We start from the raw sequence: 14,443 nt of genomic DNA on the forward strand, positions 1-14,443 counted from the left end.
CGAACATCATAAAAAGAGGTCAGGAAGAGGTATCTATGGATTTTAATCATATTGCGCGCGAGCTTATTCCGCTGCTCGGTGGCAAAGAGAACATTGCCAGCGCAGCACACTGCGCCACGCGCCTTCGTCTGGTGCTGGTCGACGATGCGCTTGCCGACCAGCAGGCCATCGGTCAGGTTGAAGGCGTGAAAGGCTGTTTCCGAAACGCCGGGCAGATGCAGGTGATCTTCGGCACCGGGGTGGTGAATAAGGTTTACGCGGCGTTTATTCAGGCGGCAGGGATTAGCGAGTCCAGTAAATCGGAAGCGGCGGATATTGCAGCCCGCAAGCTGAACCCGTTCCAGCGTATCGCGCGTTTGCTCTCCAACATCTTCGTGCCGATTATCCCGGCGATCGTGGCCTCGGGTCTGCTGATGGGGCTGCTCGGGATGGTAAAAACCTACGGCTGGGTTAATCCGGATAACGCACTCTATATCATGCTGGATATGTGCAGCTCGGCGGCGTTTATCATTCTGCCGATCCTGATTGGCTTCACCGCCGCGCGGGAGTTTGGCGGCAACCCCTATCTGGGGGCAACGCTCGGCGGCATTCTGACGCACCCGGCGCTGACCAACGCCTGGGGCGTGGCGTCCGGCTTCCACACCATGAACTTCTTCGGTCTTGAAATCGCCATGATTGGCTATCAGGGAACCGTCTTCCCGGTGCTGCTGGCGGTGTGGTTTATGAGCATTGTGGAAAAACAGCTGCGCCGGGCGATACCGGATGCGTTAGATCTTATCCTGACGCCGTTCCTGACCGTCGTTATCTCCGGCTTCATCGCGTTGTTGATTATTGGCCCCGCGGGGCGCGCGCTGGGCGACGGGATCTCCTTCATTCTCAGTACCCTGATTGCCCACGCAGGCTGGCTGGCCGGGCTGTTGTTTGGCGGGCTGTACTCGGTGATTGTCATTACCGGTATTCACCATAGCTTTCACGCCATCGAAGCCGGGCTGCTGGGTAACCCGTCGATTGGCGTTAACTTCCTGCTGCCGATCTGGGCGATGGCGAACGTAGCGCAGGGCGGGGCGTGTCTGGCGGTGTGGTTCAAAACCCGTGATGCGAAAATCAAAGCCATTACCTTACCGTCGGCGTTTTCCGCGATGCTGGGCATCACCGAAGCGGCGATTTTTGGTATCAACCTGCGTTTCGTGAAGCCGTTTATCGCGGCGCTGATTGGTGGTGCCGCGGGCGGTGCCTGGGTGGTGTCGGTGCATGTCTACATGACCGCCGTTGGGCTGACGGCGCTTCCCGGCATGGCGATCGTCCAGGCCAGCTCGCTGCTCAACTATATTATCGGCATGGTGATTGCCTTTGGCGTGGCGTTCACCGTCTCTCTGCTGCTGAAATATAAGACGGACTCTGAATAATGACGTTAACTTCCCGCTGGCCTGCCGTGTTGCAGGCCGTTATGCAAGGCCAGCCCCGTGCGCTGGCGGACAGCCATTATCCGCAGTGGCATCCCGCGCCGGTGACGGGGTTGATGAACGATCCGAACGGATTTATCTGGTTCGCCGGACGCTACCATCTGTTTTATCAGTGGAACCCGCTGGGCTGCGACCATCGCTATAAGTGCTGGGGACACTGGAGCTCAGCAGATCTGGTGCACTGGCAGCACGAACCAATGGCGCTGATGCCCGACGAAGAGTACGACCGCAACGGCTGTTACTCCGGCAGCGCCGTGGATAACAACGGCGTGCTGACCCTGTGCTACACCGGTAACGTTAAGTTTGACGATGGTGGCCGCACCGCCTGGCAGTGTCTGGCGGTGCAAAATGACGATGGCACGTTTGCCAAACTGGGGCCGGTATTGCCCCTGCCGGACGGGTACACCGGGCACGTTCGGGATCCGAAAGTGTGGCGCCATGACGGGCGGTGGCACATGGTGCTTGGCGCGCAGGACCGGCAAAAGCGCGGCAAAGTGCTGCTGTTTACGTCAGCCGATTTGCACACCTGGGCGTCCTGCGGCGAAATCGCCGGTCACGGCGTCAACGGACTCACGGACGCGGGCTATATGTGGGAGTGCCCGGATCTGTTTGCGCTGGATGGCACACACGTCTTGATCTGCTGCCCACAAGGGCTGGCGCGCGAACCGCATCGCTATCTCAATACCTTTCCGGCAGTCTGGATGAGTGGGGCATTTGATTATCAAACGTCTGCATTTGCGCACGGCGAACTGCATGAGCTTGACGCCGGTTTCGAATTTTACGCGCCGCAAACCACGGTGGCAGAAGATGGCCGCCGCATCCTCATTGGCTGGATGGGCGTGCCGGACGGCGAGGAGATGCTCCAGCCTACGCGGGCGCACGGCTGGATCCACCAGATGACCTGTCCACGGGAGCTGCGCTACCGCGACGGTAAGCTCTGGCAAACGCCGGTACGTGAGCTGGAAACGCTGCGCGAGAGTGAACATCACTGGCAGGGCCGCGCCGACGCTGCGCCGGAACTGGATGGGGCACGCCTTGAGTTTGAACTGAGCACTTCACGCGTGAATGTGGATTTTGCCGGTGCGTTGCGTCTGGTTGTGGATGACGAGGGGCTACGTCTGGAACGCGCCAGCCTGAAAACCGGAGAGACGTTGACCCGCTACTGGCGGGGCCATGTTCATCATTTACGCGTCTTGTGTGACCGTTCCAGCGTCGAAATTTTCATCAATCACGGTGAAGGCGTCATGAGCAGCCGCTATTTTCCTGACCATCCGGCTCAGGTGCGCTTCGAAGGTGCGTCCGACATCACATTACGCTACTGGTCGCTGCGCAGCTGCATGATAGAATAGTGGTTTTGGCAGCCGGAACTAAGTCGTTGTGAGAAAAACAAAACGCGTCACCATTAAAGATATCGCGGCGCTGGCGGGGGTATCAAAAGCCACCGCCAGTCTGGTTCTGAACGGCCGCAGCAAAGAGCTTCGGGTGGCGGAGGAGACGCGCGAGCGCGTGCTGGCGATTGCCAAAGAACATCATTATCAGCCCAGTATTCACGCCCGTTCGCTGCGGGATAACCGCAGCCACACCATTGGTCTGGTGGTGCCGGAAATCACCAACTACGGGTTTGCCGTTTTTTCCCATGAGCTGGAGACTCTCTGCCGCGAGGCGGGTGTTCAGCTGCTGATCTCCTGTAGCGATGAAAATCCGGGCCAGGAGACGGTGGTGGTCAATAACATGGTGGCCCGTCAGGTGGACGGGCTGATTGTCGCCTCCAGCATGCTCAACGACGCGGACTATCAAAAGCTGAGCGAACAGTTGCCCGTGGTGCTCTTTGACCGTCATATGAACGACAGCTCTCTGCCGCTGGTCCTCACCGATTCGATTACCCCAACCGCCACTCTGGTGGCCGACATCGCCCGCCAGCATCCGGATGAGTTCTACTTCCTCGGCGGGCAGCCGCGGCTTTCCCCGACGCGTGACCGTCTGGAAGGGTTTAAGCAGGGGCTGCGCGATGCCAACGTCGAGTTACGTCCGGAGTGGATCATTCATGGTAATTACCATCCCAGCTCCGGCTATGAAATGTTTGCCGAGCTTTGCGCGCGTCTGGGCCGTCCGCCAAAAGCTCTCTTTACCGCCGCCTGCGGTCTGCTGGAAGGGGTGTTGCGCTATATGGGGCAACATAACCTGTTGCAAAGCGATATACGTCTGGCCAGCTTCGACGATCACTATCTCTATGATTCTCTGACCATTCCTGTCGATACCGTTCGTCAGGATAACCGACAGCTCGCCTGGCACTGCTTTGATCTGATTGGCAAACTGATTGAAGGGGAAACGCCGGAGCCGATCCAGCGTAAGCTGGATGCCACTCTGCAACGGCGATATAAGGCTGCCAAGTGACAGTGTAACGTTTCCTGGATACATCAATAACTTTAATTAATTAAAGATCTGATTCAGCCGATAACCAAAGGGAAATTATATCCCTGAGGTGTGTTATGTCGTTGAAAAAATCATCCCTGATTATCCTGTTTTCCCTGCTTTTCTTCTTTGTGGCCAGCATCCTTACCAGCGTTGGGCTCATCATTAAAAGTAATAATTCGCTGGATAATGTGAACAAAGAAATTCAGGTAGTTCTGTCCATTATTGACCCCATTAACCACAGCCGTACCCTGCGCGTCAGGGTCATGGAGTATGTGAAGATGGTGGAAGCGGGGGACGCCACCGACTCGTCTGCAAAACTGGCTTCGGTTAAAGAGGCGCTGACCAAAGCCGATAGTGCATTTTCGGCGTTTATGGCCTCGCCGCGTTTGCCGGATGAAGCCCCGCTGGTCGCTGCCTACCAGGAGGCGTGGCAAAACTACCGTAATCAGGGACTCGCGCCCCTGATTGCCGCTGCCGCCGCCCATGATGTGTCGCGTTTCAACGCCCTTATTCCCGTGGTGTCTCAACTCGATCGCCAATATGAAATTGTGCTCGACCAGGTTCTCTCCGTTCACCAGAAATATGCCAAAACGCTGAACGAGGATGCGAGTCGGAATTTCGTTTCGGGTCTGGTCATCATCGCCTGCATTGCGGTGCTGTTTGTGGTGGTGATCTTTGCCGTCAGCCTGCTGATGAAACGCGTGGTGTTTGCGCCGGTGAACCTGGCGCGCGAGCACTGTCGCCAGATTGCGGACGGGAAGCTGGACGTACCGGTACCGGTCAAGCGTGATTCCGGGAATGAAATCGATCACCTGATGTCCTCGATGGAGCAGATGCGCCAGGCGCTGCTCTCCACCATTTCTCAGGTGCGCGATGCCAGCCACACCGTGACGCATGCGGCGCAGGAAATTGCCTCCGGCAATATCGACCTGGCTTCCCGTACCGAGCAACAGGCTTCGGCCCTGACCCAGACGGCCGCCAGCATGGAAGAGCTGAGCGCGACGGTGGCGAATAACACCGACAACGTTTTCCAGGCCGGTAAGCTGGTGCAGGATGCTGTAAAAAATGCCCATACCGGCGAAGCGGTAACCCGCGAAGTTATCGAAACGATGAATACTATCGCGTCCAATTCGAAGCGCATTGAGGACATCACCAGCGTTATCAACAGCATTGCTTTCCAGACCAACATTCTGGCACTGAACGCGGCCGTTGAAGCGGCGCGTGCCGGTACCCAGGGGCGAGGATTTGCCGTGGTGGCGAGTGAAGTTCGCACTCTGGCACAGAAAAGCGCAGTGGCGGCGAAGGATATTGAAAGCCTTATTGCCCAGTCTGTTTCCAGCGTGAAAAAGGGTGCGGAACTGGTGAATCGTTCGGGAGAGGTGATTGATTCTATTATCAGCTCTGTGAATAAAGTGAACACGCTGATGGAACAGATTTCCGTTGCCTCTGAAGAGCAGAGCCGCGGGATTGGTCAGGTTGGGCAGGCCGTAACGGAGATGGACGGCGTAACCCAGCAGAACGCGGCGCTGGTGCAGCAGTCCGCCGCTGCGGCCGCCTCGCTGGAGGAACAGGCGCAGCAGCTGTCGCAGAGTATTTCGAGTTTCAGTTTGCCTGCGACGGCGTGATGTTCAGAGAGGCTCCTGATGGAGCCTTTTTAATATCTGCATGTAGCCGCTGCACAATCTCCTTCAGCCAATACGGTTAACCATACAAACCCGTCATTACATAAATTTTATCTTTCCCCGGCAATATTTCTATTCCTCATTCGTCTACCTCATCAGAGATCATACTCATTCAACGTAAACGAGGTACACATGAGAAATTTTGATATGCATGGAAAAGGTCACGGGCGTGGTTTGGGCCGCCATCGTACGGGCAAGGGCATCGTGATTGGCGCAGTCCTGTTTGTGGTGCTTGGCCTGCTGGTCATGTCCCTGTGGAACGCGTTACTCCCGGCCATCCTGGGGGTTAAAGCCATTGGCTTCTGGCAGGCTCTGGGGATCCTGCTGCTGAGCCGCATTCTTTTCGGTGGGCTGGGTTTTCGTCCGGGCATGTTCGGTGCACACCGCCGTATGCACGAACAATGGATGAATATGAGCCCCGAACAACGTGAGGCCTTCATTCAGCAGCGTCGGGCAGGATTTGGGCGCCACGGCCATTGCCGGTGGCACGACGGCCGGGATGAGAAGCGAGATGATAACGCTGCGAAAGCGCCGGAAGCCGAGTGAGCAATATGAAAGCCGGTGAGGCGGGGGAATCATTACTGATCTCGGCACTCAATGCCTGCCGCGCGCGGCTAAAAGCCTTCATTCGCGGACGGACTGCGGTTCGTGATGATGTCGATGATATTCTTCAGGAAGTGACCTGGCAGTTGATGAAAGTGGAACAGCCGGTCGAGAACGTCGCCGCCTGGCTGTTTCGCGCTGCACGAAATGAGATGATCGACCGGGCGCGAAAAAAGCACGAGGTTTCACTGCCGGGGTACCTGACAGCAGATGAGGAGGACTTTCCGGAACAGGAGATTGCAGAGACGTTATTCGGCGTACCGCAAACGCCGGAGGAGGAGTATCTCAACATGCTGCTATGGGAAGAGTTGGGGCAAGCCCTGTCGGAACTGCCGCCACCTCAGCGCGAGGTGTTTGAAAAAACGGAATTTGAGGGCTACAGCATGAAGGTGCTGGCAGAGGAAACAGGCGACAGTGTGCAGGCGTTATTATCCCGCAAACACAAAGCCGTGCGATTTTTGCGTAGTCGCCTCAAGGATATTTATGAAGCGTTGACAGGGCAATAAACTTCGACCACTCTGAAAAACAATATTTTAAAGGGGTCGTTATGCTTCAACGGTTAGCAAAGAAAAAGGTGCTGTTACTCTCTGCTCTGATGGTTACAGGGCTGGTCAGGGCAGAGGAGTCGCTTCCGGATGTGGTGAAGCACTTCAGTGAACAGCAGGACATCAAAATCATCAAGAAAATTGACGCCCCCGGCGGCGCGCCAGCGTGGCTGGGGAAATATCAGGACATGGGCGTGACGCTCTTTCTGACGCCTGACGGAAAGCATGTGGTGTCTGGTTATCTTTATGATGAGAAGGGAACCAACCTCAGTGAGGCCTTTTTCCAGAAAGAGATCTACGCCCCGATGGGCCGCGAGATGTGGAAAAAGCTGAATGCGGCGCATCCGCTGAAAGAGGGTGCGGAGACTGCCCCGCGCAAAGTCTTTGTCTTTGCCGACCCGTTCTGCCCGTACTGCAAGCAGTTCTGGGCTGAAGCGCAGCCGTGGGTGACGGCCGGGAAGGTCCAGCTTAATACGCTGCTGGTCGCGTTTCTCAACCCGAACAGCGGGCGTAACGCCTCCGCGATCCTGAATGCGAAAGATCCGGTGTCGGCCTGGAAAGCGTATGAGCTGTCCGGCGGCAAAAAGCTGCCTAAGCCTGAAGGCGCGGCATCCCGGGAAACCGTTGCGATCCTGCAAAATCACCAGACGCTTATGGACAGTCTTGGCGCGAATGCCACACCGGCTATTTATTACCTGAATGAGCAAAACGAACTGCAACAGGTCGTGGGTATGCCAGACGCAAAACAGCTTGAGGCGATGTTCGGGCCGAAGCCATAAGAGAAAGGCAGAAACAGCGTGTTTCTGCCTTTTCTTCATCAGCTCCCCCAGCGTCCACGCAGATAATTTACGGCCTCCTGCGTCTGGGGCTGATTAAGATAATCTTCGCGGAACAGGATGGTGCCTTTTACGTCTGGCAGTGAGTCGTTGAGATCGAGCTGTTTTTTCAGCTCCGGTACGCCGCCGTTTACCGTCCAGTCCGGCTCATTTCTGGAAGGCGCGCCCACTTTGTAGAGCGCGATCCCGATATACAGGCGGGTATGGGTCGGTTTCACCACGTCAGCCCACCATTTTGTCAGCACATCGTAGCGCGCTGCGTCGCGGGCGAAGGGCCAGTAGATCTGCGGCGCAATATAATCCAGTAAACCCTGCTGTACCCACTTACGCGTATCAGCGTAGGACTCATCGTAGGCTGCGGCACCGCGCGTGTCCGAGCCTGCCGGATCGAAGGATCGGTTGCGCCAGACCCCCGCCGGGCTGACGCCAAATTCAACCTCAGGCTTTGCCTGCTTGATCGCCCTGGAGACCTGCACAATCAACTGCTGCGTATTGTGTCGACGCCAGTCCGCTTTTGACGCAAATCCCTCGCCATAGCGCCTGAAGGTCCAGGCATCATTCAGGGGGGACCCCGGCGTTTCGGTGTAAAAATAGTCGTCGAACTGAACGCCGTCGACAGGGTAGCGATCCACCACTTCCATCACCACCTGGGTTATCCAGTCCCGCACCTCGGGAATGCCCGGGTCGAGAACAAAACGATCCCCCGAGGTGCGGATCCATTCCGGATGCTGGACGTATACGCTGGAAGGATGAAGCGACGAGGTGCGGTTAAGCGCGGCGATGGTCGACGGCTTTGTGTTGGTGGAAACGCGGTACGGGTTAAACCAGGCATGCACCTTCATCCCTCGCTTATGCGCTTCATCCAGCATAAACTGGAGCGGATCGTAACCGGGATCTTCCCCGATAGTCCCCGTCAGGGTATCTGACCACGGCAGTATTTTAGAGGCCCACAGCGCCGTACTGTCCGGTTTGACCTGGAAAAAGACGGTGTTGATCCCAAGGTTTTTCAGCTTATCGAGTTTGTCAGTCAGCGCCTTCTGCTGCTGGGCGATACGCTGCTCCGCGCTGCGGCCATTCACCGATGACACGGGAGGCCAGTCGAGACGCGAGACGGTCGCCAGCCAGATCCCGCGCATGGGTTCGTTTGTCTGCTGTACAGGTTTCGCCTGCGGCAGCGGGGTAACGAGTGATTTAGGTGGTCTGGAGGTGCAACTTACCAGTAAAAGCGCGCAGCCAAGCAGCGCGCCAGTCCGTTTTACATGTCGCATCATTTGCGTGTTAGCTCCTGGGTGTCCGGCTATCCGTCCAGGGATTAAAGGCCGGTTCGTCCTGTTCCCCGTTACCGTCATCGTGAAGGGAGTCGAGGTAGAGGGCTTCAACTTCCGCCCGCGCCCATGGGGTACGGCGCAGGAACTTCAGACTCGATTTAACGCTCGGGTCCTTGCGAAAACAGTTGATTTTGATTCGGTTGCCCAGTTCATTCCAGCCATATCGCGCAACCAGCGCGTTAACCTGCATTTCGAGCGTTACGCCATGCAAAGGATCGTTGGAAATATGTGCTGTCATAGGCGTCCGGTAGTCTCATTTTTTATGGGGATGTGATAAACGCTCAAAGGTTACAAGAAAGCAGGGGACGCGGCAATTTCAGCGTGAGGTTCTTCACCCGTGAAGGGTGAAGAGGATTTTCCGGTTAACGCTATTTTTTAAACAGTTCAGGCGCCCACGGCGTCGGGTCTACCTCCATAAATGGCGCACGCTCAAAGCGGGACTTCAGTGCCCAGGGCACCGTACAGTCGAAAATCGTTTTGCAGGTGATGCCGTTTCCACGAATGGAGGGGCTGTAGTCCGGCGCCTGAGACGGATCGAGCTGGTGACCGCGGATCCCCGGCAGATGGGTGATGCTGACATCGCCCTGCATACGGGTGGTCATGGCCCACAAGATGTCGTCGCTGTCGAAAATATCCACGTCTTCGTCGACGAGAATAATGTTTTTAAGCTCGGAATAGGTGGCTAACGCGATGAGTGCCGCCTGACCCTGACGCCCTTCGTCAGAAGGCTGACGTTTTTTCACCTGCAATACGCCAAGGAATTTGCCGCCGCCAGCGGTGTGCGCATAGACGTTTTGCAGAAAACCGGGGATGGCTTCTTCCACCGCATTGCGGATGCTCGCCTCCGTTGGCAAACCGGCCAGCGTGGTGTGCTCTTCGCCCGGACCCACCAGGGTTTGCAGGATCGCCTGATGGCGCATCGTCACGGCCTTCACCTTGATCACCGGCAGCGAGGGGTTAGCCTCCCCGCAGTAGCCGGGAAATTCCGGCATGGCGTGCCCGGTGTGGGTATGCTGATCTTCTTCAACGCGCACGCCCGGCAGCAGTTCGCCTTCGATGATAATTTCCGCACGCGCTATCGCTTTTTCATTTACGGCTACGCCCTGCACCAGCTCGACGGGGGCCTGACGTAACGCACCGGCGACACCCAGCTCGTTATAGCCGAAGGGCGTGGTCGGGGCTTCGAAACAGGCGCCAATGTAGATAGCGGGATCGAGTCCCATATTGATCGTGACCGGCAACGGTTTTCCCGCCTCCTCGGCTTTCTTACGGAACACTTCAATATGGCGGCCCGCGGCAAGGAACATGGAAAGCTCATCGCGTTCCTGAACGCAGAGGCGGTGAATAGTGACATCGGTCAGTGACGCGTCTTCCGGATCGCTTGCCAGCACCAGCCCCAGACAGAAGAACGGACCGGCATCTATCGGCGTGTTGGTCGGTGCCGGAAGCAATTTACGCAGATCAAAGTCCGGATCTTCGGCATAAAACACCTGTTCCTGACACGGCGCCTGGGTCGCCGGGACGACAACGGGAGCAATCGGGTTTTTCACGGCCTGGCCGACATGTTTTGCCAGTTCAGAGGGTTCGCAGCCCAGCAGGAGCGCCGCCCGCTCGCGGCTGGCGTGCATTCCGACCAGAATACGGGAGTCGGGATACCCCTTAATCGCGTTGAACATCATCGCCGGGCCGATGCGCGTTGGACGTTTTACCGTTCCGCCAGCACCAATGTGCCGGTACACACCCGCCAGTTCCGCGTCAGGATCGACCGGATGGCTGGTCTCAAGGTATTGACCTTCATGGCGTTTGAGCAGTTCGATAGCACTTCTGAGATCGTTGATGTGGTTTTCCATATTTTCCCCCTCGGATGAATGCTTCCATTCTTAACCGGACGAAGAGGGCTATCAATTGCATCATTTATGCTATTTTAATAAGAATTTTATTATCAATAATGAAGGCAGGGTATGCAGTTTCGACTGATGCGCAATTTTATTGTGGTGGCTGAAGAGCTTCACATGCACCGGGCGGCGGAGCGTCTCAACATGGCGCAACCGGCGCTAAGCCAGCAGATAAAAACGCTTGAAGATCGTCTGGGAGTGATGCTCTTTAGCCGGGCGAATCGTCGCCTGACGCTGACGCCAGCCGGTGAAGCGTTTCTCAGTAAAGCCAGAGTTGCGATTCTTATGACCGATCAGGCGATTCTGGATGCCAGACAGACGGCCAGAGGGGAACAGGGCGTGCTGAATCTCGGCTGTGTTTCAAGTGCGATATTCGACAGTAAGCTGCCCGCCGCGCTGCGGCTTCTGCATGAGAAATGGCCCGCCATCACCTTGTCTATGATGACGGGGAACGTGCAAACCCTTTATAGCGCCGTGCAAAGCAATCAGCTGGATGTGGCCATTATTCGTGCCCCGTTACCGCTGCTGCCTGACGATCTGCAAAGCCGTCCTTTCACAACGGAAAAAGCGGTGCTGGCCTTACCCCGTCAACACAGTCTGGCTGGCTCCGCCGCGCTGACGCTTGCGTCGGTTAAAGAGGAGAAGTGGATCGCCCTGCGCGACCCGGAGGGAATGGGGCTGGAGCAATATTTCTATGATGCCTGCCACAGCGCGGGCATACAGCCTGACGTGGTGCAAAATGCCACCGATGTCCCCACGGTGATAAGCCTTGTCTCGGCAGGGTTTGGCATCGCCATGCTACCGGCCTCAGCGAAGGCGATATGCGTAGAAAACGTCGTCTATGTGGATATTCTTGACCGACTCCGGGAGAGCGAGCTGACGCTGGTTTGCCACCGGATTATTCGCTCTGAGGTGCTGAAAAAATTGATGAGCATCCTCGATCATACCTGACGTCCGGCGGGGGACATCTTATTTTGCGTCACGGTTGGTATAGGTCACCGGAACCCACGCATAGCCGTCCCGCTCACCTTTCGCCACATAGCCGATCCCGGGGAAAGGCAGATGTGGCGCCGCAATCAGATCTTTGTTTTTCACAAACTGAGCGAAAGCTGCGTTGCGTACCCGGGCGGCGCCGTCCTGATCCTCATCGTAAGCAATCGTCACGTTGGGCTGGGGGAACTGAACCGCGGCAACATGAATTATGTCGCCGACAAAAGTCATTTTTTCACCTTTGCTCTCCAGCGAGTAGAACGCGGAACCTGGAGTGTGTCCCGGGTGAACCGTACCGCTGATGCCCGGCAGAAGCTGTTCCGTGCCGGAGAAAGTCTTCACTTTTCCGGCATCCAGATAGGGCTTTAAGGTCTTGTGCGCAACGTCGAAGTAGTTCTGATCATAGCCAGACTTTTTCTGGTTCTCGTCGTTAAAGAAGAAATCGATATCCGGTTTGCCGACATACACCTGCGCGTGGGTAAACACGCGCTGACCGTCTTTGACCAGGCCGCCAGCGTGATCGGAGTGCGCATGGGTGATCAGGATATCGGTAATATCCTGCGGCCTGATGCCCTGCGTCGCCAGACTCTCAATCAGCCGCCCGCCTTTGCCGGGGCCGAAGAGCTGACCGGAACCGGTATCCACCAGAATTTTGTGGCCGGGGATGGCGATATAGAACGCGTTAATCGATGCTTCCACCGGATTGGCCTGGAAGTTTTTAGCCAGTAACGCATCGATATTTTCCGCCGTCGTCCGGCGCAGTAAGGCGTGCAGATCCTGCGGCACGCTGCCGTCCGTAAAGGCGGTGACAATCGTATCGCCAACCTGAACGTTGTAGCCGCCAGCCTGCTGTTTCACCACATGCTGCGGAACGCTGGCCACCGCGTGGATCGCTGGAAAGAATACAACTGAACCGGTCAACAGGGTTGATATCGCAAGTTTTTTCACAGTAAACATGATGGGCTCCTCAATAGTAAGTTCATCATAGTTCAATTGCGATTTTTGAGAACAGCCGGGGAGTGAATGTGACCTATCCATGAAATGGATAGGTCTGAGAGGATGCGTTACAGCACGCCGGTACCGCCGTCAGAGCACCACACTTGCCCGGAGGCGTATGAGCAGGCATCGGAGGCAAACAGCACATACAGCGGTGCGATTTCAACCGGCTGGCCCGGTCGGCCCAGGGGAGTGTCTTCCCCGAACTTCTGAACTTTGGACTGAGGCTGACCGCCGCTGGACTGAAGCGGTGTCCAGTACGGACCCGGCGCGACGGCATTCACCCGGATGCCACGCGGCCCCAACTGCTGGGCCAGAGACTTGGTGAAGGCCACATTACAGGCTTTGGTTTGCGCATAGTCCACCAGGATCGCGCTCGGTTTAAACGCCTGCACGGACGTGGTGTTGATGATCACGGCGCCTTCCTGCAAATGGCGCAGCGCGGCTTTCGTGATCCAGAAGGGCGCATAGACGTTGGTCTTAAACGTCGCGTCGAAATCTGCCGTGGTGAGATCGTCGATTGATTCGCAGTACTGCTGGCGTCCGGCGTTATTCACAAGGATATCCAGACCACCCAGTTCGGCGACGGCTTTTTCCACCAGCGTATCGCAGAACGACTCCACGCGAATGTCGCCGGGAATGGCGACCGCTTTACGGCCTTCGGCCTGAATCAGCGCAATGACCGATGCCGCATCGGACTCTTCTTCCGGCAGATAACCAATAGCGACATCTGCACCTTCACGGGCATAGGCGATGGCGACCGCGCGACCAATACCGGAATCACCGCCAGTAATCAGCGCTTTTTTTCCTGCCAGCTTTCCCGACCCGATATAACTTGTTTCACCATGATCCGGTATTGGCTTCATTTCCGATGCCAGCCCGGGGGCCATTTGCGGTTGTTCAGCAAACGGTGGACGAGGGTAATGCAGCGTGTGATTATTTCCTGTAGACATACCGGCCTCCTTATATAGTGAATTCCAAGATTAGTCGTTAATTAAACGCAAGCGGGCAAAATTGACAAATTCAGACAAATCTATATTCCATTCGCGGCGGTAAAATATTTCTTAAGCCAGCATGTAATACCAGAAAAGGGCGACTTCATCTTTTTCCGGCAGGGCGTTGTAAAGATAGCGATCGTACCCACCCAGAATAAACCCATAGTGACGATAGAACAGACAGGCTGAAACATTGACGTTCTGCGTCTCCAGCCGCAACCCGGGTGCATTGAGGCTTCGTGCCCAGACGTGGGTGGCGGACATCAGCCTGTGCGCCGCACCCGTTCGGCGTTTTGACCGCTCCACCGCAATGTAATCCACCGAGATAAATTTATTCCAGTTGCAGGACGCGGTAATAAAACCGGCGATTTCACCGTCATCCGTTTCAGCGATAAGAAATATTGAATTTGGATTAACACAATGATTTTCCAGCGTCTGGAGATCAAGCTCATAGGTTTTAAGATAAGGCTCGGTCAGCGCCTCGATATGCAAGTCGCCATTAATAAACGGCTCTCTGGCAATCTCATCAACCATGAAAGAAAAATCACAACATTCAAGACGGGCGAGGTCGGTGCTTAATCCTTTTCGAATATGCATAGTATTCCTTAAGTGGGAGTTATAAATAGATGATAGACGAAGCGGTATACCCTGCTGGCATAACACTCTGTTGATCCTGGTCTAAGCTTGTATTTCGT

At 56.1% G+C, this 14,443-nt stretch carries 14 protein-coding genes; 8 read left to right on the forward strand and 6 right to left on the reverse strand.

The window, feature by feature from the left end:
- Positions 1 to 35: 35 nt before the first annotated feature.
- From BH712_RS02330 to dsbG, 7 genes are all read left to right on the forward strand, one after another.
- Positions 36 to 1,406 (forward strand): sucrose-specific PTS transporter subunit IIBC, encoded by a 1,371-nt coding sequence (locus BH712_RS02330; RefSeq protein ID WP_006810685.1) that lies wholly within the window; start codon positions 36 to 38, stop codon positions 1,404 to 1,406.
- Entirely contained in the window at positions 1,406 to 2,812 is a 1,407-nt protein-coding gene (locus BH712_RS02335; RefSeq protein WP_006810684.1) for a sucrose-6-phosphate hydrolase, read from the forward strand. The genes BH712_RS02330 and BH712_RS02335 overlap by 1 nt, the downstream gene beginning before the upstream one ends.
- Positions 2,813 to 2,840: 28 nt before the next feature.
- On the forward strand, positions 2,841 to 3,857 hold the full coding sequence (locus BH712_RS02340; RefSeq protein WP_006810683.1) for a LacI family DNA-binding transcriptional regulator: 1,017 nt from the start codon (positions 2,841 to 2,843) through the stop codon (positions 3,855 to 3,857).
- Between the two features lie 95 nt (positions 3,858 to 3,952).
- Complete coding sequence (locus tag BH712_RS02345) at positions 3,953 to 5,503, forward strand: methyl-accepting chemotaxis protein (RefSeq protein ID WP_006810682.1); 1,551 nt, start codon at positions 3,953 to 3,955, stop codon at positions 5,501 to 5,503.
- 189 nt (positions 5,504 to 5,692) lie between these two features.
- A complete protein-coding gene (locus BH712_RS02350; protein ID WP_006810681.1) occupies positions 5,693 to 6,106 on the forward strand; it encodes a hypothetical protein in 414 nt (137 codons plus the stop codon).
- A 5-nt stretch (positions 6,107 to 6,111) separates the two neighbouring features.
- The gene (locus BH712_RS02355; RefSeq protein WP_006810680.1) at positions 6,112 to 6,669 is read left to right on the forward strand and encodes an RNA polymerase sigma factor; all 558 of its coding nucleotides are present in this window, start codon (positions 6,112 to 6,114) and stop codon (positions 6,667 to 6,669) included.
- Between the two features lie 41 nt (positions 6,670 to 6,710).
- The gene (gene dsbG / locus BH712_RS02360) at positions 6,711 to 7,487 is read left to right on the forward strand and encodes a thiol:disulfide interchange protein DsbG (RefSeq protein WP_006810679.1); all 777 of its coding nucleotides are present in this window, start codon (positions 6,711 to 6,713) and stop codon (positions 7,485 to 7,487) included.
- Positions 7,488 to 7,525: 38 nt separating this feature from the next.
- On the opposite strand, the gene BH712_RS02365 is transcribed toward dsbG, so the two are convergent.
- From BH712_RS02365 to BH712_RS02375, 3 genes are all read right to left on the reverse strand, one after another.
- Entirely contained in the window at positions 7,526 to 8,815 is a 1,290-nt protein-coding gene (locus BH712_RS02365) for a glycoside hydrolase family 10-like protein (protein WP_006810678.1), read from the reverse strand.
- Positions 8,816 to 8,822: 7 nt separating this feature from the next.
- A complete protein-coding gene (locus BH712_RS02370; RefSeq protein WP_000123965.1) occupies positions 8,823 to 9,110 on the reverse strand; it encodes a VF530 family protein in 288 nt (95 codons plus the stop codon).
- Between the two features lie 130 nt (positions 9,111 to 9,240).
- Positions 9,241 to 10,722, reverse strand: coding sequence for a UbiD family decarboxylase (locus BH712_RS02375; protein ID WP_006810677.1), 1,482 nt, complete (start codon positions 10,720 to 10,722; stop codon positions 9,241 to 9,243).
- A gap of 111 nt (positions 10,723 to 10,833) precedes the next feature.
- Between BH712_RS02375 and BH712_RS02380 the strand changes: the two genes are divergently transcribed.
- Positions 10,834 to 11,718, forward strand: a complete 885-nt coding sequence (locus BH712_RS02380) for a LysR substrate-binding domain-containing protein (RefSeq protein WP_006810676.1) — start codon at positions 10,834 to 10,836, stop codon at positions 11,716 to 11,718.
- A gap of 18 nt (positions 11,719 to 11,736) precedes the next feature.
- Here BH712_RS02380 and BH712_RS02385 read toward each other — a convergent pair whose 3' ends face one another.
- From BH712_RS02385 to BH712_RS02395, 3 genes are all read right to left on the reverse strand, one after another.
- Entirely contained in the window at positions 11,737 to 12,714 is a 978-nt protein-coding gene (locus BH712_RS02385; protein WP_032673840.1) for an MBL fold metallo-hydrolase, read from the reverse strand.
- A gap of 107 nt (positions 12,715 to 12,821) precedes the next feature.
- Entirely contained in the window at positions 12,822 to 13,706 is an 885-nt protein-coding gene (locus tag BH712_RS02390; RefSeq protein ID WP_000103461.1) for an SDR family oxidoreductase, read from the reverse strand.
- 111 nt (positions 13,707 to 13,817) lie between these two features.
- Entirely contained in the window at positions 13,818 to 14,345 is a 528-nt protein-coding gene (locus tag BH712_RS02395) for a GNAT family N-acetyltransferase (RefSeq protein WP_000548096.1), read from the reverse strand.
- Between the last annotated feature and the right edge of the window lie 98 nt (positions 14,346 to 14,443).

Source organism: Enterobacter hormaechei ATCC 49162, from assembly GCF_001875655.1.
GTDB classification, from domain to species: domain Bacteria; phylum Pseudomonadota; class Gammaproteobacteria; order Enterobacterales; family Enterobacteriaceae; genus Enterobacter; species Enterobacter hormaechei.